Annotated in this window: 12 protein-coding genes and 2 pseudogenes; 3 read left to right on the forward strand and 11 right to left on the reverse strand. The window is 69.1% G+C overall.

The genetic code is table 11. From position 1 onward, the window contains the following. Window positions 1–179 (forward strand): annotated as a pseudogene (locus AOJ26_RS15650) (NTP pyrophosphohydrolase); the annotation flags it as partial. 159 nt (window positions 180–338) lie between these two features. Here AOJ26_RS15650 and AOJ26_RS15655 read toward each other — a convergent pair. The 9 genes from AOJ26_RS15655 to ngcE all read right to left on the reverse strand — a co-directional run bounded on the left by AOJ26_RS15655 (window position 339) and on the right by ngcE (window position 12421). Continuing rightward, entirely contained in the window at window positions 339–1823 is a 1485-nt protein-coding gene (locus AOJ26_RS15655) for an amino acid permease (RefSeq protein WP_053848891.1), read from the reverse strand. A gap of 143 nt (window positions 1824–1966) precedes the next feature. After that, entirely contained in the window at window positions 1967–3886 is a 1920-nt protein-coding gene (gene dxs / locus AOJ26_RS15660; protein ID WP_053848892.1) for a 1-deoxy-D-xylulose-5-phosphate synthase, read from the reverse strand. A 134-nt stretch (window positions 3887–4020) separates the two neighbouring features. Next, a complete protein-coding gene (locus AOJ26_RS15665; RefSeq protein ID WP_053848893.1) occupies window positions 4021–5343 on the reverse strand; it encodes a sugar ABC transporter permease in 1323 nt (440 codons plus the stop codon). Continuing rightward, the gene (locus AOJ26_RS15670) at window positions 5340–6131 is read right to left on the reverse strand and encodes an ATP-binding cassette domain-containing protein (RefSeq protein ID WP_078959909.1); all 792 of its coding nucleotides are present in this window, start codon (window positions 6129–6131) and stop codon (window positions 5340–5342) included. Before AOJ26_RS15670 ends, AOJ26_RS15665 begins: the two co-directional genes overlap by 4 nt. Before the next feature lie 292 nt (window positions 6132–6423). After that, window positions 6424–7515 carry a sugar ABC transporter substrate-binding protein gene (locus AOJ26_RS15675; RefSeq protein ID WP_053848901.1) on the reverse strand — a complete coding sequence of 364 codons (1092 nt, stop codon included), beginning with the start codon at window positions 7513–7515 and terminating at the stop codon, window positions 6424–6426. A 133-nt stretch (window positions 7516–7648) separates the two neighbouring features. Continuing rightward, window positions 7649–8848 carry an ROK family transcriptional regulator gene (locus tag AOJ26_RS15680; RefSeq protein ID WP_053848895.1) on the reverse strand — a complete coding sequence of 400 codons (1200 nt, stop codon included), beginning with the start codon at window positions 8846–8848 and terminating at the stop codon, window positions 7649–7651. Window positions 8849–9031: 183 nt separating this feature from the next. Then, window positions 9032–9955, reverse strand: coding sequence for a carbohydrate ABC transporter permease (locus AOJ26_RS15685; protein ID WP_053848896.1), 924 nt, complete (start codon window positions 9953–9955; stop codon window positions 9032–9034). Window positions 9956–9972: 17 nt separating this feature from the next. Further along, window positions 9973–10908 carry a carbohydrate ABC transporter permease gene (locus AOJ26_RS15690; RefSeq protein WP_053848897.1) on the reverse strand — a complete coding sequence of 312 codons (936 nt, stop codon included), beginning with the start codon at window positions 10906–10908 and terminating at the stop codon, window positions 9973–9975. Between the two features lie 67 nt (window positions 10909–10975). Next, on the reverse strand, window positions 10976–12421 hold the full coding sequence (gene ngcE, locus AOJ26_RS15695; protein WP_053848898.1) for an N-acetylglucosamine/diacetylchitobiose ABC transporter substrate-binding protein: 1446 nt from the start codon (window positions 12419–12421) through the stop codon (window positions 10976–10978). A 421-nt stretch (window positions 12422–12842) separates the two neighbouring features. On the opposite strand from ngcE, the gene AOJ26_RS15700 reads away from it, so the two are divergent. Then, a complete protein-coding gene (locus AOJ26_RS15700; protein ID WP_053848902.1) occupies window positions 12843–16577 on the forward strand; it encodes a GH92 family glycosyl hydrolase in 3735 nt (1244 codons plus the stop codon). Window positions 16578–16597: 20 nt separating this feature from the next. After that, a pseudogene (locus AOJ26_RS15705) lies at window positions 16598–18500 on the forward strand (alpha-glucuronidase). On the opposite strand, the gene AOJ26_RS15710 reads toward AOJ26_RS15705, so the two are convergent. Continuing rightward, window positions 18494–20500 carry a beta-galactosidase gene (locus AOJ26_RS15710; protein WP_053848899.1) on the reverse strand — a complete coding sequence of 669 codons (2007 nt, stop codon included), beginning with the start codon at window positions 20498–20500 and terminating at the stop codon, window positions 18494–18496. The pseudogene AOJ26_RS15705 and the gene AOJ26_RS15710 sit on opposite strands and share 7 nt — an antisense overlap. After that, window positions 20497–21175 (reverse strand): DUF624 domain-containing protein (locus AOJ26_RS15715; RefSeq protein WP_053848900.1); only part of this gene is annotated, 679 nt, incomplete at its 5' end. The genes AOJ26_RS15710 and AOJ26_RS15715, both read right to left, overlap by 4 nt.

The following is a 21175-nucleotide window of genomic DNA, read 5'->3' on the forward strand; positions in this document are numbered from 1 at the left end:
CCTCCGTGCCTGGGGTGCGGGTGGAGTCGGCTCCGGGGAGCGGGGACGACCACATGGTGGAGCTGGTGGCCTCGGCCGGTGAGCGTCGGGTGCTGGTCGTGACGGCGGACCGTGAACTGCGGCGCAGGGTCGGTGAGTTGGGGGCGGAGGTGGCGGGGCCGCGGACGGTTCGTCCCTGAGCGTCGTCGTTCGGCTGCGGGCCCGTGGGGGCTGACCGCGCAGTTCCCCGCGCCCCTGGGTGGGTGCAGTCCAGGCATGCCGAGCTGTAACCCACTCAGGGGCGCGGGGAACTGCGCGACCGGCCCCAACCGGCCCGCAGCCGACAACGGACCCGGGAGTTACTCCGTCTCCGCCCGCTGGTTCAGGCGGCTGTGCGTGCGTCCGTACAGGAAGTACACCGCGAAGCCGAGCACCATCCAGACGGCGAACCGCAGCCACGTCTCCGCCGGCAGGTTGAGCATCAGCCAGAGGGAGGCCGCCACCGACAGGATCGGGATGACCGGCACCCACGGGGTGCGGAAGGCCCGGGGCAGGTCGGGGCGGGACTTGCGGAGGATGATCACGCCGATGGCGACGACCACGAACGCGAACAGGGTGCCGATGTTGACCAGTTCGGCGAGCTCGCTCAGGGGTGTGAAGCCGGCGACGATCGCGATGATCACGCCGAGCAGGATCGTCGGGCGGTGCGGGGTGCGGAACTTCGGGTGGACGTGGGAGAAGAACGTGGGCAGCAGTCCGTCGCGGCTCATCGCGAAGAAGACCCGGGTCTGGCCCAGCAGCAGGATCATGCACACCGTCGTGAGGCCGACCGCCGCGCCGAAGCTGATGAAGCCCGCGAACCAGGGGTGTCCGGTGGCCTTGAAGGCGTCCGCGAGCGGGGCCGTGATCGACAGGTCCGTGTACTTCTGCATGCCGGTCACGACGATCGACACGGCCACGTAGAGGGTGGTGCAGATGAGGAGGGAGCCGAGGATGCCGCGGGGCATGTCGCGCTGCGGGTTCCTGGTCTCCTCGGCGGCCGTGGCGACGACGTCGAAGCCGATGAAGGCGAAGAAGACGACGGAGGCGGCGGTGAAGATGCCCATCACGCCGAAGTTGGAGGGCGCCCAGCCGAACATGAGCTGGATCAGCGGCGACTGGAGACTGTCACCGGCCGGCACGTCCTGGGCCTTCGGGACGAACGGGTCGTAGTTGTCGCCCTTGACGAAGAAGGCACCGGCGATGATCACGGTCAGCACGACCGTGACCTTGACGGCCACGACGAGCGAGGTCACGCGCGCGGAGAGCTTGGTGCCGAGCACGAGGATGCCGGTGAGCACCAGGACGAGCGCGGCGGCCAGGATGTCGAAGCCGAAGCCGTCGGCCCCGTCCCGGCTGCCGAGGGCGGCCGGCAAGTGCCAGCCCGCGTTGTCCAGCAGCGAGGCGATGTATCCGGACCAGCCGACGGACACCACCGCCGTGCCCAGCGCGAACTCCAGGACCAGGTCCCAGCCGATGATCCAGGCGGGCAGTTCGCCGAGGGAGGCGTAGCTGAAGGTGTACGCCGAGCCGGCCACCGGGACGGTGGAGGCGAACTCGGCGTAGCAGAGCGCGGCGAGCGCGCAGACGACGCCGGCCACGACGAAGGCCAGGGCGACCGCCGGACCGGCGTTGTTCTTGGCGACGGTGCCGGTCAGGACGAAGATGCCGGTGCCGATGATGACACCGACGCCGAAGACGGTCAGATCCAGCGCGGACAAGGACTTCTTGAGCGCGTGCTCTGGCTCCTCGGTATCGAGGATGGACTGCTCGACCTTCTTCGTCCGGAAGAGGGTGCTGCTCACGGGACCTCCCACGCTGTGTCGTCCTCGACATGATCGAGAGGGGGCGTAGGTCGTATGCCCCGGCACGGCGGGATTCACGCGAACGGGCCGGTCACACCACTGTCAAGAGTGGCGTGACCGGCCCGTTCGGCGGTACCGGGGCGTCAGTCGCGGGCGGGCTGCGCCTCGGCCGGGGCGCTGTCGTACCGGCCGTCGAGCTTGGAGACGAGGCCGGTGACCTGCCGGGCGATGTCGGGGGCGGTGAGCCCGATCTCCGCCATGATCTCGGCGCGGGAGGCGTGGTCGAGGAAGCGCGGCGGGATGCCGAAGTCGCGCAGCGGGACGTCGACGCCCGCGTCGCGCAGGGCCTGCGCGATCGCCGAGCCGACCCCGCCGACGCGGCTGTTGTCCTCGACGGTGACGACCACGCGGTGCCGCTCCGCGAGCGGGGCCATGGCCTCGTCGACGGGCTTGACCCAGCGCGGGTCGACGACGGTGGTGGAGATGCCCTGCTTGTCGAGGAGGGCGGCGATCTCCAGGCACATCGGGGCGAGGGCACCGACGGAGACGAGGAGCACGTCGGGCGTGTCGGTGCCGGGTTCGCGCAGGACGTCCATGGAGCCGACGGTGCCCACCGCGGGTACGGCGGGGCCGACGACGCCCTTGGAGTAGCGCAGCACGGTCGGCGCGTCCTCGACCTGGACGGCCTCGCGCAGCTGGGCGCGCAGCTGCTCGGCGTCGCGCGGGGCGGCGAGCCGGAGCGTGGGCACGACCTGGAGCATCGACATGTCCCACATGCCGTTGTGCGAGGCGCCGTCGTCGCCGGTGACGCCGGCCCGGTCGAGGACGAAGGTCACCCCGCACTTGTGCAGGGCGACGTCCATGAGGACCTGGTCGAAGGCGCGGTTGAGGAAGGTGGCGTAGACGGCGAAGACGGGGTGCAGTCCACCGGTCGCGAGGCCCGCCGCGGAGACGGCGGCGTGCTGTTCGGCGATGCCGACGTCGTAGATGCGGTCCGGGAAGGTGTCCGCGAACTTCTTCAGGCCGACCGGCTGGAGCATGGCCGCGGTGATGGCGACGATGTCCTCGCGCTCCTGGCCCAGCTTGACCATCTCGTCGCCGAAGACCGAGGTCCAGCTCGCGGCGGCGGCCTTGATGGGCAGGCCGGTGTCGGGGTGGATGGGGCCGATGCCGTGGAAGCGGTCGGCCTCGTCCTGCTCGGCGGGCTCGTAGCCGCGGCCCTTCTCGGTGAGGCAGTGCACGATCACCGGGCCGTTGAACCGCTTGGCGCGGGCCAGCGCCGACTCCAGCGCCTCGATGTCATGGCCGTCGATGGGGCCGACGTACTTCAGGCCGAGGTCCTCGAACATGCCCTGGGGCGCGATGAAGTCCTTGAGGCCCTTCTTGGCGCCGTGCAGGGTCTCGTAGAGCGGGCGGCCGACGACCGGGGTGCGCTCCAGGAGGTCCTTGCCGCGGGCCAGGAAGCGCTCGTAGCCGTCGGTGGTGCGCAGGGTCGCCAGATGGTTCGCGAGGCCGCCGATGGTCGGCGCGTAGGAGCGCTCGTTGTCGTTGACGACGATGACGAGCGGACGGTCCTTGGCGTCGGCGATGTTGTTCAGCGCCTCCCAGGCCATACCGCCGGTCAGGGCGCCGTCACCGATGACGGCGACGACGTGGTCGTCCCGTTTGAGCACCTGGTTGGCCTTGGCGAGCCCGTCGGCCCAGCCGAGGACCGTGGAGGCGTGGCTGTTCTCGATGACGTCGTGCTCGGACTCGGCGCGCGAGGGGTAGCCGGACAGGCCGCCCTTGGAGCGCAGCTTCGAGAAGTCGTGGCGGCCGGTGAGCAGCTTGTGCACGTACGCCTGGTGCCCTGTGTCGAAGAGCACCCGGTCCTTGGGCGAGTCGAAGACCCGGTGCAGCGCGATGGTCAGCTCGACCACACCGAGGTTGGGGCCGAGGTGGCCGCCGGTCTTGGAGACGGCGCCGACGAGGAAGCTCCTGATCTCCTCCGCCAGCTGGTCCAGCTCCTCAAGGCTGAGCCGGTCCAGATCGCGCGGTCCCCTGATACGGGTCAGCAGCGGCACCCGTGCCTCCTTGCTTAGAGCTGATCGAGCTTTGCCGGGCGTGTCGAGTCTAATGTTCTACGAGAACAGTCTTGCCCGGCACCTCGCGGGTGCCGGGCAAGACGATCGAGCTGGAGGGGCGCTCCCCTGCGGTGTTATCCGCGACCGGCGGCCTTCTGAGACTTTCGGGACACCGAGTCGATGACGACCGCGCCCAGCAGAACACCACCGGTGATCATGTACTGGATGGACTGGTTCATGTTCAGCAGGTCCAGACCCGTCTGGATCGACTGGATGACCAGCATGCCCAGCAGCGCGGACCACACGGAGCCGCGGCCGCCGAACAGCGAGGTACCACCGATGACGGCCGCCGCGATGGCGAGCATCAGGGTGTTGCCGCCACCGGCGCTCAGCGTGGCGCTGGCGGTCTGACCGGCGAAGAACATGCCGCCGATCGCCGCGAAGCCGCCGGAGATGGCGAACACGGTGATCCGGATCATCGGCACGTTGATACCGGCACGACGGGCCGCCTCGATGCCGCCGCCGACCGCGAAGACCTTGCGGCCGTACGTGGTGCGACGCAGCACGAAGTCCACGATCACCAGGGCGGCCAGGAAGATCACCAGGGAGTTGGTGACACCGGCGGAGTCGTTCAGCACCGCCGCCGTGACGAAGGACGCCACCGCGAGCGCGCCGACGCGCACCAGGATCTCGCTGGTCGGCCGGAAGGGCACGCCCGCGGCCTTGCGGCGGCGCTGCTCGCCGAAGTTCCCGACGAGTGTCAGGACGACACCGAGACCGGCCAGCAGGTACGCGCCGATGATGGCCTGGTCCATGAAGAACGAGTTCTGGCCCAGCAGGTGGACCGGACCGGAGTCGGACGGGATGTTGATGGTGCCGCTGGAGCCCAGCAGCCACAGCATCAGACCGTTCCAGCCGAGGAAGCCGGCCAGGGTGACGACGAACGCCGGCACACCGATCTTCGCGAAGAACCAGCCGTGCAGGGCACCGACGGCGATACCGGTGATGACCGCCAGGACCAGCGACAGCCAGGGGTTCACGCCGTGTTCGACGACGAACACCGCGAACAGGGTGGACGCCAGACCGCTGACCGAGCCGACCGACAGGTCGATCTCACCGAGCAGCAGGACGAACACCAGGCCGATGGCGAGCATGCCGGTGGCCGACAGGTAGTAGCTGATGTTGGAGAGGTTGTCGGCGCTCAGGAAGCGGTCGTTCTGGAGCTGGAAGATCGTCCAGATGATGATGAGACCGATCACCACCGGCAGGGAGCCCAGCTCACCGCCCTTGACCTTGCGCGTGAACTCGGTCCAGTAGCCCTTGAAGCCCTCTTCACGGACCAGCAGCCGGGGATCGACGACGGCGATCGACGCGGCGGTGGGGTCGTCGGCGGGGGCGACGGTGGACTGCTGCCCCTTCGCCGCGTCCGCCTTGGAAACCTTGGATGTGTCGCTCACTTCGCGGCCTCCGTGCTGCGACGCCCCGCACGACGGGTCACGGCGTTGTCCGTGGCACCGGTGATGGCGGAGATGATCTCTTCCTGACTGGTGTCCTTCACCGGGAAGGAGCCGTTGTTCCTGCCCAGACGCAGCACGGCGACCGTGTCGGCGACCGCCTTCACGTCGGCCATGTTGTGGCTGATGAGGATGACGCCGAGGTTGCGCTCGCGCAGCCGCTCGACGAGGTCGAGGACCTGCGCGGTCTGCTCGACACCGAGGGCGGCGGTGGGCTCGTCCAGGATGACGACCTTGGGGTCGCCGATCAGGGCGCGCGCGATGGCGACGACCTGGCGCTGACCGCCGGACAGACTCGCGATCGGGATGCGGACGCTCGGGATGCGGATGGAGAGCGTGGACAGCAGCTCGCGGGCCTTCTGCTCCATCGTGACCTCGTCGATGATGCCGCGGTGCAGCAGCTCGCGTCCGAGGTAGAGGTTGCCGACCACGTCGAGGTTGTCGCAGAGGGCGAGGTCCTGGTAGACCGTCGCGACGCCGAGTCCCTGGGCGTCGTGCGGCTTGTTGATGCTGACCGGGTTGCCCTCCCACTCGATGACACCCTCATCGATGGGGTGGACACCGGCGATCGTCTTGACCAGCGTGGACTTTCCGGCGCCGTTGTCGCCGACCAGGGCGACCACTTCTCCGGCGTGGACCTCCAGTTCGACATCGGTGAGGGCCTGCACCGCACCGAATCGCTTGGAGACTCCGCGCAACGCCAGCACGGGCGTAGCGGACACGTGAACCATCTCCTTCGCCGCCTGACCGGCGGGGATGCCGCGCTTGGGGTAAGGCGCGGAGGGGTTGTGCTCGGGACACTCAGGCTCGTAGCACTCGACTGACGAGTTGTGTCGTGAGCACGGATTTACTAGTCGAACATGCGCGCGGCCGGTGCCTCTTGGCAACGGCTGCGTCCGTCGTGCTTCCGTCCGGCGCCCGCCCCGCAGCGGGGTATGAAGGCGGTGCGGGCGCCGGACAGGCTCTGTGCCTGCCTGCCGGGGCAGGTCCCTCGAAGGACTCGCCCCGGTGGCTCAGCGGGACCTACTGGAGGCCGGCCTTCTTGCACGCGGCCGCGTAGTCCGCGGTGCAGATGTCGGCGACGGTGTACAGACCGTCCTTGACGACCGTGTCCTTGATGTTCTTCACGGTGACCGAGACCGGGGTCAGGAGCTTCGCCTGGACCTTGTCGCCGGAGCCGCTGGTGACCTCGGTGTCGGCGAGGGACTTGATGTCCTTGCCCTGGAGCAGGTTGACCGCGAGCTCGGCGGCGTTGTCGGCCTCGCCCTTGTAGGGCTTGTAGATGGTGGCCGACTGGGTGCCGGCGACGATCCGCTGGATGGCGGCGAGCTCGGCGTCCTGACCGGTCAGCGGGATGTTGCTGATGCCGGCGCCCTTGAGGGTGTTGGCGATACCACCGGCCATGCCGTCGTTGGCGGCGTAGACGCCCGCGATGTTCTTGGCACCGAGCTGCGTGATGGCCGCGGACATCTTCTGCGCGGCGACGGTGTCCTTCCACAGGCCGGACTGCTCGTAGGCGATCTTGACCTTGCCGTCGAGGACCTTGTGCGCGCCTTCCTTGAACTGCGCGGCGTTCGGGTCGGCCTCGTCACCGTTGATCATGACGACGTTGGCCTTGGGGGTCGCCTTGGAGCCGAGGGCGTCGAGCAGGGCCTGGCCCTGGAGCTCGCCGACCTTGACGTTGTCGAAGGAGACGTACGCGGAGACCGGGCCCTGGGCCAGGCGGTCGTACGCGACGACCTTGACGCCCTTGCTCACCGCGGAGGCGATGGAGGACTTGATGGCGGCGGAGTCCTGGGCGGAGACGACGATGACCTTGACGCCCTTGGTCACCATGCTGCTCATCTGCTGGGCCTGCTTGGCCGGGTCGGCCGCGGCGTTGGCGTAGGAGACGGTGCAGTCGCTGCACAGCTCCTTGACCTTCGCCTCGAAGTACGGCTTGTCGAACTTCTCGTACCGCGCGGTGACGTTGTCGGGCAGGAGCAGGCCGATGGACTTGCCGCCGGCGCCGGAGCTGCTGCTGTCACTGCCGTTGTCGTCGTCGCCGGCCTTGCCACAGGCGGCGACCGAGACGGCGAGGGCCGAGATCGCTACGGACACGGCGGCACGACGCATGAGCGTGTTCACTTGAGAAACCTCCCTGACGAGGCCGCGTCGTTGCGGCCGAGGTGGCTGGAAGTCAACTCGGCCACACGTGCGACGTCAAGAAGTAAATACTTAACGAGATGGCAACGACGTCGTGCGTTCTCTAAGTGAACGCAGGCGCCGCAGCATGCAGCGTGCTGTCCAAAAGGGTCGAATCACCCATCTCGCTGAGGGCGAGGGCGAGTGCTCCGAGCACCTCCGCACGACCTCCAAGTGCCCCTGGAAGCACGGACAGTTGACGTGCCGCACTGGGGATCGCGTAGCGGCCGACCGACTCCCGGATCGGTCCGAGCACCAGCTCACCGGCCTCGGCGAGATCACCGCCCAGGACGACTCGGCTCGGGTTCAGCAAGTTGCAGAGATTGGCGACTCCACTGCCGATGTGTCGGCCGACGTCGGCGATCACCCGACGGCAGCCAGGGTCTCCGTCCCGTGCGAGTCGAACAACGCCTTCCATGGTGAGATCGGTGCCGTGGCTGGACTGGAGCAGCGGCAGCACATAGCGCGCGGCCGCAAACGTCTCCAGGCAGCCACGGTTGCCGCAGCGGCAGACGGGGCCGGACTCATCAAGAGTAATATGCCCGATTTCTCCCGCTGTGCCACCCGGGCCCCGGTAGATCTTGCCGCTGATCACCAGACCGGCGCCGACACCGCTCGCGACCTTGATGTACGCCAGGTCGCGCACCCCCCGGCCGCTGCCCCAGACCAGCTCGCCGAGGGCGCCGAGATTGGCGTCGTTGTCCACGTGGACGGGCACGCCGAGCCGTTCCTGGAGCTCCTCGGCGGGCTTGGTGCCGATCCAGCCCGGCAGGATGGCGGAGGAGCCCAGGGAGCCGGACTCCACGTCGATCGGCCCGGGCACGCCGAGGCCCACCCCGGCGATCTTCGAGCGGTCCACGCCGGTCGCCTCGATCAGCCGGGTGACGAGCTGCTCCGCCCGGTCGAAGCCCTGACTGGAGGAGGCGTCCACGTCCAGCGGCTCGGACTCCTCGGCGAGCACCTGGTGCGCGAGGTTCCCGACCGCGACGCGCAAATGGGTGTGCCCGAAGTCCACTCCTATGACGATGCCCGCGTCTCCGCTCAGGGAGACCGCGCGGGCCCGCCGACCACCCGCCGAAGTGGGTGTGACCTCGACGGTTCCGCCGTCCTTGAGCTCACGGACGATGTTGGAGACGGTCGCGGCGGACAGTCCCGTGGTCCGTGCGATCTCCGCCTGGGTGAGCGACCCGGCCAGCCGGACGGCCCGCACGACCCGCTCCAGGTTGGCTCGGTGCAGCGACGACTGCGACCCCGGAGTCTCCACGACGACCTCCTGCGCGCGGGACCGCAGCGATGAGGCCCCGTCTATGTCCAACTAGTGAACTCTAAGCTGAGCCGTTCGGGTCGCCTCCCGTCAAGAGGTTGAACAGTATCCGGGGCGTAGGGCACACGTGAGCGCACCGTCACCGAAGCCGGGAACGGTGCGCCGCCGTGCGCTCGCGGAGCGCTACTTCAGGGTCGCCGACGTCAGGCCCGCCTGCACCTGGCGCTGGAAGGACAGGTACACCACCAGCATGGGGATCATCGCGATGGTCACCCCGGCGAACAGCACGGGCAGGTCCGAGGCGTACCCCATCTGCTGCTGGAGCTGGATCAGTCCCTGGGTGAGCACGTAGCGCTCCGGATCGTCGCCGCTCTGCGGCTGCATCAGCACCGTGGGCAGGATGAACTGGTTCCACTGGCCGAGGGTGTTGAAGATGCCGACGCTGATCAGTCCGGGCTTCGCCATCGGCAGCATCACCTGGAAGAAGGTGCGGGTGTGCGAGGCGCCGTCGAGGACCGCCGCCTCGAACACGGCCGTGGGCAGCGTCCGGAAGAACGCGTGCATGAAGAACACCGTGAACGGCATCGAGTAGGCGACGTACACCAGGATCAGCCCCTGGTAGGTGTTCAGCATGTCCAGCCGCTTCACCATGAAGAACAGCGGGACCAGGGCCAGGAACACCGGGAACATCGCGCCCGCGACGAAGAAGAAGTACAGGAACCTGTTGCCCCAGAACTCGTAGCGGGCCAGGACGTAGGCGGCCATGGAGCCGAGCAGCATCGTCAGCGGTACCGAGAAGACCAGCACGATGACGGTGTTCAGGAAGTAGTCGCCGATGCCCTTGTCCCAGGCCCGCCCGAAGACGTCCAGGGACCAGTTCTGCGGCCAGCCGAACGCCGAGCCGCCGATCTGGGCGTCGGTCTTGAAGGAGCTGAGCACCAGCCACAGCAGTGGCAGCACGATCAGCAGGGCCCACAGGGCGAGGAAGCCGTGCGAGAAGGCGTTCAGGACGACGCCCTCGCTGCGTTCGCTGCCGGGGCGGACCGGGGCGGTGCCCGGGGTCCGCTGGGCCGGGACGGCGGCGGTCTCCTTGATGGGTGCGCTCATCGTCGTATCTCTCCCGCTCAGAACTCGACGCGGTCGCGGCGGGTGGCACGCAGCATGACCACGGACAGGACCAGGGTGAGCAGCAGCATGACGACGCCCATCGCACAGGCGTATCCGCTCTTGCCGAAGTACTGGAAGTTGCGCATCATCACCGTCGACATCACGTCGCTGTGATGGTCGGGGCCGCCGCCGTAGGCGCCCATGTTCTGGGTCATCGACGACACCAGCACGAACATGTCCATCGCGACGATGCCCAGATAGACCCAGGCGGTCTGCACGGTGTCCCACAGCAGCGGCAGGGTGATGCGGAAGAAGGACTGGTTGCGGCCCGCGCCGTCGATGAGCGCGGCCTCGTAGATGTCCTTCGGGATCGACTGCATGGCGGCCGAGAACAGCACCAGGTAGAAGCCGACGCCGTGCCAGACCACGGCGATGACCAGCATCCACAGCACCAGATCGGGCTCGTTGAGCCATTCCATCGGATTCCCGGCGTCGACCAGGCCGAGTTTGATCAGGAATCCGTTGAGGAGACCGCCGCCGTCACTGCGGTACACCGCGTTGAACAGCACGGCGACGATCGCCAGCGACAGCACCTGGGGAAAGAAGTAGACGACTTTGTAGAACTGCGATCCGGCGACTCCCCGCACCCCGCCGGCCTTGCTGCGGCCGCCCGCGTTCAGCATGAACGCGAAGAACAGGGCGAGCAGAATGGTGATCACCGGGATGAAGATCAGGAACAGGATGTTGTGCCAGATGGCCTGCATGAAGACGTCGTCCTGGAACAGCGCCTTGTAGTTGTCCAGGCCGATGAACTTGAACGTCTGCGACTGCCCCTTCCAGTCGGTCAGCGAATAGCCGATCGTCTGGATGTAGGGCCAGATCACGAAGATCAGATAGAGCGCCACGGGAGCGAAGAGAAATCCCCCGACGAACCTGTACTGCCCTTTGCGCATTGGCGATTCCTGCCCCTGGTGTCCCTTCCCGGGCCGGAGTGCTCCGGCCCGGGAAACGGCGTTGCGGTCAGTCCCGGTGGTTCTTCTTGGAGGCCGGGTCCTTGGCCTGCTTGTCGACCGCGGCCTGGGCCCGCTTCAGCCACTCCTTCGGCTGGATGCGCTTGGCCATCAGCTCGTTGGACGCGGCCTCGATCGCCGCTCCCATCTCGCTGTACCACTCGGTGTACAGGTAACGGAAGGTGTCGTCACCGGCCGCCTTGGACGCCTCGACGGTGGACTGGGTGCCGGGGCGCAGCTTCACGCTCGGGTCCACGCCGTCCTTGAGGATGGTGAGGGAGTTGGCCTCCTTGGCGAAGAGCGTCGACCACTCCTTGGAGAGCATGCGGCGCATGAACTCCTTGGCGCCCGGCAGGTTCTTGGCCTTGGCCGGGATGATGAAGGGCTCGCCGGAGCCGGCCCGGATCGCCTCGAAGGGCAGCGCGCTGTCGGGCAGCAGCGGCATCGGCATGAACTTCATGTCGAAGTCCGCGGGCGTCTGCTTGAGCTGCTCGTTCTCCAGCCAGGAACCGCAGGTGATGAAGGCGGCCTTGTACTGGTTCCAGCGGGTCTGCGACTCGGTGTGGGTGAGGCCGTTGGTGCCCGGCATCAACAGGCCCTTCTCCACCACCTCGTAGATCGCCTCGACACCGGCCTGGGCCGCGTCGGAGCCGACGAAGGCCTTCGGGTCGAGGTTGTCGATCGCCTTCATGGCGTCCAGACCGCCCTTCTTGGCGATCAGGTCCATGATGGCGACGTTGATGTAGTACGGGTACTTGCCCTGGTGGGCGAGGCCGCCGATGCCCTGCTTCTTGGCGTCCTGGCACACGGCGAGGAAGTCGTCCCAGGTCTTGGGCTCCTCCCAGCCCTTCTCCTTGAAGAGCTTGCCGGAGTACCACAGGCCCCAGACGGTGTAGATGTAGTTGAGGGCGACGACCTTGCCGCCCTGGAGGCCCGCGTCGAGGGTCCCCGGGATGATCAGGTCGCGGACCTTCTTGCTCGGGTCGTCGATGGCGGGCGCGTCCAGGACCTCGGCGAGGTCGAGCAGCTGCCCGTTCTTGTAGAGGACGTCGACCTTGATCTGCTGGGCGCCGGAGTCGTCGACGATGTCCGGCGGGTTGCCCGCGTTGAAGCGCGGCTGGAGCTTTCCGGTGATCTCCTGGGTGCCGGTGTGGGTGGAGGTGATCCCGAGCTTCTTCTGGAAGTCGGCCTCCCACGCCTTGGCGTAGTCGTCGCCGTAGCCGCCCTTGAAGATCACGACGTCGAGCTTGCTGCCCTTCGCCGCGCCGAAGGGGTTGTCCTTCGAGGTGGTGCCCTTGGTGCTGTCGTCACTCGAATCGTCGCCGCCGCCGCTCGCGCAGGCGGACAGGAAACCGGTCGCGGGAACGGCGGCCAGTCCGAGTGCGGCGGACCGCTTGATCAGATCGCGGCGGCCGACACCCGCGTCACCGTGGCTGTCTGCGGAAGTGGATCCCATGCTCAAGTCCTCGCCTTCTCCAGGACTCAGGCGGTGAACCGGATCCTCCCCGGCACCGCGGTCAGGTCAAGCAGGTTCGTGCAGGAGGTTCGTGCAAGTGGGGTGAATCGCCGACAGGTATAGTCCACTTCCGGCCGAGTGAGCAAGATCGAATGCAATGTTGGTCTTGGGTGTTTTCGAGTTGAGACCTCGCGGAAATATGAGCGCCCTGTGCGAAGCTTGCCGGAAAAATCCGCGACATAGGCCCCGAATGCCGCACCCAACGCCCTTGACATCACTGTCCACTTGGGCCCCTACTGATCCTTGCATGGATTGTGTGACAACGTTGTCCGTCCTTGTGCAGGGAGGGTACTCGCCGATGGATCGGTACAGAACTCGGCTCAGACGGAGTACGGCGGTCGTGATCACGGCCGCCTTTTGCGTGACGGTGGGATCGCAGGGCGCGGCGGTCGCCCTGCCCGAGGCTCCCGCCCCGGCCGACGAGGGGTTCGCCTCCTCCTTCGAGGCGGGAGAGCCGGCTCCCGACTGGCTCAGCACGGTCGACGGCGGCAGGGCGTCCGGCGTCGACGGCGGTTACCGCACCGGTATCCCGGGCAATGTCACCGACCGGGTCACCGACGTCCGGGCGAGCGCCGAGAACGCCTCCGGTGGCGAGGTGAAGGAGAACCTCGCCGACAGCGAGCCGGGCACCAAGTGGCTGGCCTTCGCGTCCACCGGCTGGGCGGAGTTCGACCTGGACAAGCCGGTGAAGGCGGTCACCTACGCGCTCACCTCGGCCAACGACTTCGCCGAGCGCGACCCGAGGGACTGGACGCTCAAGGGCTCCACCGACGGCAAGGACTGGAAGACCCTCGACACCAGGACGGGCGAGACCTTCGCCGAGCGGTTCCAGACGAAGCCGTACGACATCCCGGCGGACGCCGTCGCCGAGTATCAGCACTTCCGGCTGGAGATCACGAAGAACAACGGCGCCTCCGGGATCCTCCAGCTCGCCGACCTCCAGCTCTCCACGGGCGAGAACGAGGGACCGGTGCCCCCGGACATGCTGTCCCTCGTCGACCGCAGCCCGACCGGATCGCCCACCGCCAAGGCGGCCGCGGGATTCACCGGAAAGAAGTCCCTGCGTTACGCCGGACGGCACACGGCCGAGGGGCGGGCGTACTCGTACAACAAGATCTTCGACGTGAACGTGCGGGTCGACCGGCTGACCCGGCTGTCGTACCGAATCTACCCGTCGATGGTGGACGGCGACCGGGACTACGACTCGACCAACGTGTCGGTGGACCTCGCCTTCACCGACGGCACGTTCCTGAGCCGGCTCGGGGCGCGTGACCAGCACGGATTCGAGCTCTCGCCGCGCGGGCAGGGCGCCTCGAAGACGCTCTACGTCAACCAGTGGAACAACGTGATCGCGCGGATCGGGTCGGTCGCGGCGGGGAAGACCGTCGACCGGATCCTCGTCGCCTACGACTCCCCGAGCGGGCCCGCGAAGTTCCGGGGCTGGCTGGACGACATCACACTGGAGCGGGCCGCGCCCGAGAAGCCCAGGGCGCACCTGTCCGACTACGCGCTGACCACCCGGGGCACCAACTCCAGCGGCGGCTTCTCGCGCGGCAACAACTTCCCGGCGACGGCCGTGCCGCACGGCTTCAACTTCTGGACGCCGGTGACCAACGCGTCCTCGCTGAGCTGGCTGTACGACTACGCGCGTGCGAACAACGACGACAACCTGCCGACGATCCAGGCGTTCAGCGCGAGCCACGAGCCCAGCCCGTGGATGGGCGACCGGCAGACCTTCCAGGTGATGCCGTCGGCCGCCGCCGGTACCCCGGACACCGGCCGGGAGGCACGCGAGCTGGCGTTCCGGCACGAGAACGAGACCGCGCGGCCGTACTACTACGGGGTGCGGTTCGAGAACGGGCTGAAGGCGGAGATGGCGCCGACCGACCACGCGGCGGCCCTGCGCTTCAGCTTCCCCGGTGACGACGCGAGCGTCCTGTTCGACAACGTCACGGACCAGGCGGGGCTCTCGCTCGACAAGGACGCGGGGGTGATCACCGGGTACTCGGACGTGAAGTCCGGGCTGTCGACCGGGGCCACCCGGCTCTTCGTCTACGGCGTCTTCGACAAGCCGGTGACGGACGGATCGTCGAGCGGGGTCAAGGGATACCTGCGCTTCGACGCCGGCGACGACCGGACCGTCACGCTGCGGCTCGCGACCTCGCTGATCAGCCTCGACCAGGCCAAGGACAACCTGCGCCAGGAGATCCCGGAGGGCACGTCCTTCGAGAAGGTCCGGGACCTCGCCCGCGGGCAGTGGGACCGGATCCTCGGCAAGGTCGAGGTGGAGGGCGCCACGCAGGACCAGCTGACCACGCTGTACTCCAGCCTGTACCGGCTGTACCTGTACCCCAACTCCGGTTTCGAGAAGGTGGGTTCGAAGTACCAGTACGCGTCCCCGTTCTCCCCGATGCCGTCCCCCGACACCCCGACGCACACCGGGGCGAAGATCGTGGACGGCAAGGTGTACGTCAACAACGGCTTCTGGGACACCTATCGGACCACGTGGCCGGCGTACTCGCTGCTGACGCCGTCCCAGGCGGGCGAGATGGTCGACGGCTTCGTCCAGCAGTACAAGGACGGCGGCTGGACCTCGCGCTGGTCCTCCCCCGGCTACGCCGACCTGATGACCGGCACGTCCTCGGACGTGGCCTTCGCGGACGCGTACGTCAAGGGCGTCGACTTCGACGCGAAGTCGGCGTACGACGCGGCCCTGAAGAACGCCACGGTCGCGCCGCCGTCCTCCGGTGTGGGCCGCAAGGGCATGGAGACCTCGCCCTTCCTCGGCTACACCAGCACCGACACCCACGAGGGCCTGTCCTGGGCACTGGAGGGGTACCTCAACGACTACGGCATCGCGCGGATGGGCCAGGCGCTCTACGCGAAGACCGGTGAGAAGCGCTACAAGGAGGAGTCGGAGTACTTCCTCAACCGGGCCCGGGACTATGTGAACCTCTTCGACTCCAAGGCCGGTTTCTTCCAGGGCCGCGACAGGACGGGTGAGTGGCGCGTCGAGTCCTCGAAGTACGACCCGCGCGTGTGGGGCTACGACTACACCGAGACCAACGGCTGGGGGTACGCCTTCACCGCCCCGCAGGACAGCCGGGGCCTCGCCAACCTGTACGGCGGCCGCTCCGGGCTCGCCGAGAAGCTGGACGAGTACTTCGCGACGCCCGAGACGGCCTCGCCGGAGTTCGTCGGCTCCTACGGCGGGGTCATCCACGAGATGACCGAGGCGCGGGACGTCCGGATGGGCATGTACGGCCACTCCAACCAGGTCGCCCACCACGTCAACTACATGTACGACGCGGCCGGCCAGCCGTGGAAGACGCAGAAGAACGTCCGTGAGGTGCTGTCGCGGCTGTACGTCGGCAGCGAGATCGGGCAGGGCTACCACGGTGACGAGGACAACGGCGAGCAGTCGGCCTGGTACCTGTTCTCGGCACTGGGCTTCTACCCGCTGGTGATGGGCAGCGGCGAATACGCCGTCGGCTCCCCGCTGTTCACCAAGGCCACGGTCCATCTGGAGAACGGCCGGGACCTGGTGGTCAGGGCGCCGGAGAACAGTGCGCGGAACGTGTACGTGCAGGGCCTGAGGGTCAACGGCAAGCCCTGGAGGTCGACTTCGCTCCCCCACTCGGTCCTGGCCAAGGGTGCGGTCCTCGACTTCGACATGGGCCCCCGGCCGTCCAAGTGGGGCACGGGGAAGAACGCGGCCCCCGTGTCGATCACCCAGGACGACGAGGTGCCGACGCCGCGTGCGGACGTGCTCTCCGGTGACGGGGCGCTGTTCGACGACACGTCGGCCACGGACGCGGCCGTGACCTCGGTGGACCTTCCGGTGTCCGGCGCGGTCAAGGGGGTCCAGTACACGCTGACCTCGTCGTCGGACCGTACGAAGGCGCCGACCGGCTGGACGCTCCAGGGGTCGGACGACGGGACCACGTGGAAGACCCTGGACCGGCGGTCCGGGGAGACCTTCGCGTGGGACAGGCAGACCCGGGCGTTCTCCGTGAGGTCCGCGGGTACGTACGGGAAGTACCGTCTCGTGCTCGACGGTGAGGCGGTGGTCGCCGAAGTCGAACTGCTCGCCTGAGCAGACGTGTTGGGGGTCCCATGCAGGGTGTCGATCCGGCCTGGCTGCCGGAGCGGGCGTTCCGGCCGATCGGCACCCGGCGGACCCTGATCCGCGGCTCGGGTCCCCTGGTGGACACGGTCCGCGGTGAGGTGGCCGCGGCCTGCGAGCGGTTCGGGGGCGCGGTCGTGCGCGAGGACCCCGACCTCGTCCTGGAGCTGACCGGGGACGACGACGGCGAGGGGTTCGCCTGCGGCCGCACGCGGGCTGCTGTACGGCTTCTTCCACGTCGTACGGCTCGGGGAGGCGGCGTTCCACGGCGAGGCCCGCCCTGTCGCCCATCGGCCCCGGTCTGCCCTGCGCATGCTCGACCACTGGGACAACGTGGCCGTGCACCCGGTGATGGGCCAGGTGGAGCGCGGGTACGCCGGCGGATCGCTGTTCTGGGCGGACGGGCGGGCGCGCGGGGACCTGGAGCGGGTGCGGGCGTACGGCAGGCTGCTCGCCGCCTGCGGGATCAACGCCGTGGCCGTCAACAACGTCAACGTGCACGCGGCCGAGGCGCGGCTGCTGACCGACCGGATCGGTGAAGTGGCCGACCTCGCGGGGGCGTTGCGGCCGTACGGGATCCGCGTCCATCTGTCGGTGACCTTCGCCGCGCCGATGGTGCTGGGCGGGCTGTCCACGGCCGATCCGCTGGACGCGTCGGTGCGGGCGTGGTGGGCGGAGGCGACCGCCCGGGTGTACGCGGCGATCCCCGACTTCGGCGGGTTCGTGGTCAAGGCCGACTCCGAGGGGCAGCCGGGCCCGTTCGCGTACGGGCGCACCCACGCCCACGGGGCCGGCATGCTGGCCGCCGCCCTGGAGCCGTACGTCGGTACGGTCCACTGGCGGGCCTTCGTCTACGACCACCGCCAGGACTGGCGGGACCGCTCGACCGACCGGGCGCGGGCCGCCTACGACCATTTCGTGCCGCTGGACGGGGAGTTCGCGGACAACGCCGTCCTCCAGGTCAAGCACGGACCGATGGACTTCCAGGTGCGGGAGCCGGTCTCCCCGCTGATCGGGGCGATGCCGGGCACGCGTCTGGCGGTGGAGTTCCAGGCGACGCAGGAGTACACCGGTCAGCAGCGGCACGTGTGCTGGCTGGGGCCGATGTGGAGCGAGGTGCTGCGCTTCCGGATCGACGGCGGGTCCACGGTCGGCGAGCTGGCGCGCGGTGGGCTCGTCGCCGTGTCCAACGTCGGGGACGACCCCTTCTGGACCGGTCATCCGCTGGCCCAGGCGAACCTGTACACCTTCGGGCGGCTGGCCTGGGAGCCGGACGCCGATCCGGGCCGGGTCCTCGACGAATGGATCGGGCTCACCTTCGGCGGCGAGCCCCGGCTCACCGCGGGTCTGCGCGCGATCCTGGGCGGGTCGTGGCGGACGTACGAGAAGTACACCGCTCCCCTCGGCGTCGGGTTCATGGTCCAGCCGGGGCACCACTACGGGCCGAGCGTCGACGGTTACGAGTACAGCCCCTGGGGCACCTACCACTTCGCCGACCGTGACGGCGTCGGTGTCGACCGGAGCGTGGCGGGCGGGACCGGGTACGCGGGGCAGTACGCCAAGCCCTGGGCCGAGCTGTACGAGTCGGTGGAGACCTGCCCGGACGAGCTGCTGCTGTTCTTCCACCACGTGTCGTACGGGCACGTGCTGCACAGCGGGAAGACGGTGATCCAGCACATCTACGACACGCATTTCGAGGGTGTGGCGGAGGTGGAGGCGGCCCGGGAGGTGTGGGCCTCACTGGCGGGTCTCGTGGACCCGGAGCGCCACGCGCGGGTGACGGAGCGCTTCGAGGAGCAGCTCCGTAGTGCCCGCGAGTGGCGTGACCAGGTGAACAGCTACTTCTTCCGGAAGTCGGGCGTGCCGGACGAGCGGGGGCGCACGATCTACTGAAGCCGGAGGACCGCCACGCCGCCCGGGTCGAGGAGGAGAGGGGCGCCGGCCGTTGTCCGTCTGCCGGTGAGCAGGTCGGTGGCGGAGGCGTGCGCCCTCAACTCCGTTGCCGTGTCGGAGTGGTTGAGGAGGAAGAGCAGGCGGGTGCCGTCGGGGGCGACCCGGGTGGCCGTCTCCAGGCCCGCGTGGCCGGCGTACGGGCCGACGAGATCGTGGCGGGCCAGGACACGGCGGACCACCTGGTCGACGCCGGGCTGGTCGAGGGCGGTGGCGACGTACCAGCCCTCGCCCCGCCCGAGGGCGTTGCGGGTGACGGCGGGCGTCCCCGCGTAGAAGTCGGCGCCGTAGGTGGCGACGGTCTCGGCGCCCCGCGGGCGCACGATCTCGAAGACGAGCCGTCCCTGTGAGGCGAGTTCGGGGACGGGCTGGGCGAACTCCGGCGGCCGGGCGTCCCATTCGTCGATCCGGATCCCCATCAGGGGCGCGAGGGGGCCGGGCACGTCGGTGAGGAAGGCCCGGTCGTGTGCGTCGACGCGGCCGGAGAGGAAGGTGGCGAGGACCGTGCCGCCGCGTTCCGCCACCGCTTCGAGACGGGCGGCGAGGTCGCCCTTGACCATGTGCAGGGCGGGGGCGAGGACCACGTCGTACGGGGTGAGGTCGGCGGTGTGGGGCACGACGTCCACGTCGGCGCCCGCCTCGCGGGCGGCCCGGTAGTAGGCGTGGACCACGTCCTGGTACCTGACCAGTCGGGACGGGCCGTCGGAGATCTCCAGGGCCCACCAGCTGTCCCAGTCGAAGACCAGGGCGGTGCGGGCGGGGGTGCGGGCGCCCAGGGAGGCGCCGCCGAGGAGCTCCAGCTCCGCGCCGATCGCGGCCACTTCCCGGAAGACCCGGGTGTCGTCGCGGCCCGCGTGGCCGATGACCGCCCCGTGGTACTTCTCGCAGGCCCCCCGGGAGGCGCGCAGCTGGAAGTACAGGGCCGCGTCGGCGCCGTGCGCGATCGCCTGGAAGGTGGCCAGCCGCAGCTCCCCCGGCCTGCGCAGCGGGTTGACGTCACGGCAGGCCGTCGTGGACGGGGTCTGCTCCATCAGCCAGAAGGGGGCGCCGTCCTTGAGGCCGCGCATCAGGTCGTGGGCCAGGGCGGGCCAGGTCGGCGGGGCGTCGAGGGGCGGGTAGCTGTCCCAGGAGGCGAAGTCGAGGTGGGGTGCCCAGCGGTGGTAGTCGAGGGGGCGGAACATGCCCATGAAGTTGGTCGTGACGGGGGTGACCGGGTCATGGGAGCGGATCGCCTCCTTCTCGGCCAGGAAGCAGCCGAGCATCGCGTCGGTGGTGAAGCGGAACCAGTCGAGCGTGATGCCCTGGAAGGCGGTGTGGTCGGGGCCCCGCCAGTGCTCGGTGAGGGCGCTCGGCGGCTCGATCTGCGCGAAGTCGGTGTAGCGGTGCGACCAGAAGGCCGTCCACCAGGCGTCGTTGAGGGCGTCGAGCGTGCCGTACCTGTCCCGCAGCCAGTCCCGGAAGGCGTCGGCGCACAGGTCGCAGTAGCAGAAGCCGCCGTACTCGTTGTTGACGTGCCAGGCCAGCAGCGCGGGGTGGTCCGCGTACCGTTCGGCGAGCCGGGCCGCCATCGCGGCGAGCCGGCGGTACGCCGGTGAACCGGGGCAGAAGTTGTGGCGCTGTCCGTAACGGTGCCGGCGGCCCTCGAAGTCGGTGCGGTTGACCTCGGGGTACCTGTGCGCGAGCCAGGGCGGGAGGGCTGCCGTGCCGGTGGCCAGGCAGACCTGCCGGTTCTCGGCGGCCGCCCGCTCCAGGACGCGGTCGAGGACGGTGAAGTCGTAGGTGTCCTCGCAGGGTTGGGTGAGGGACCAGGAGAAGACGCCCACGGTGAGGGTGTCGATGCCGGCCCGGGTGAACAGCCGGTGGTCGGCGTCCCAGACCTCCTGCGGCCACTGCTCGGGGTTGTAGTCGCCGCCATAGGGGATCTTGGAGCCCGACGGGGTCATGCGGTGAAGTCCTCCTGGGTCTCGGCGATCACCGGGCGGCTGCTGTTCAGCAGGGACAGCAGCATCGGGGCGGCCAGCAGGGCGGGCAGGGCCTCGGTCAGCGCGGCGGTCCCGGTTGCCGTCAGGACGAGCAGCGAGGCGGCGCCGAGGCCGGCGCGGCGGTGCCGGAACAGGAAGTAGCCGGCGAGGCGCGCGGTGTCCCTCGCCCGGAACACGAACAGGGAGGTCAGGACGAGCGCATGCGCGCCCCACACGAGGGAACCGACGCCGACGGCCGCGAGCAGCACGGCCCACCAGGCGGGCAGGCCGGTGGCGGCGAAGTGGGTGAGGGTGAAGGCGATGACCGTGAGCCAGGCCAGCAGGGGTGTCCACAGCTTCAGGGCGGGGACCGCGTTGAGCCGCCAGCCGCGCCAGTAGGAGCGGGCGGGGTGGAGGTCGGTGAGGTCGCGGTCGCGGTGGTGGAGGGCGTACAGGGCGGCGGCCGTGGCCGGGCCGAGGGGCAGCAGGCACACGGCGGCGAGCGGGAGGTTGGCGGGGGCGGGGCCCAGCAGGAGCAGGCTCGCGAGTCCCGGGGAGGCGGCGACCAGGAACAGGGCCTCGACGGTGACGAGGGTGTGGATCAGGGCCGCGGCCCGGGAGAGCGAACCGGTGCCGAAGGAGGGCGGGGTGTGGGGT

This window comes from Streptomyces sp. NRRL B-24085, from assembly GCF_001282115.1.
Taxonomy (GTDB): domain Bacteria; phylum Actinomycetota; class Actinomycetes; order Streptomycetales; family Streptomycetaceae; genus Streptomyces.

Coding starts and splice junctions, on each gene's coding strand:
- AOJ26_RS15710 (WP_053848899.1), bottom strand. CDS start 20,500: ATGACCCCGTCGGGCTCCAAGATCCCCTATGGCGGCGACTACAACCCC.
- AOJ26_RS15690 (WP_053848897.1), bottom strand. CDS start 10,908: ATGCGCAAAGGGCAGTACAGGTTCGTCGGGGGATTTCTCTTCGCTCCC.
- ngcE (WP_053848898.1), bottom strand. CDS start 12,421: ATGGGATCCACTTCCGCAGACAGCCACGGTGACGCGGGTGTCGGCCGC.
- AOJ26_RS15675 (WP_053848901.1), bottom strand. CDS start 7,515: ATGCGTCGTGCCGCCGTGTCCGTAGCGATCTCGGCCCTCGCCGTCTCG.
- AOJ26_RS15685 (WP_053848896.1), bottom strand. CDS start 9,955: ATGAGCGCACCCATCAAGGAGACCGCCGCCGTCCCGGCCCAGCGGACC.
- AOJ26_RS15670 (WP_078959909.1), bottom strand. CDS start 6,131: ATGGTTCACGTGTCCGCTACGCCCGTGCTGGCGTTGCGCGGAGTCTCC.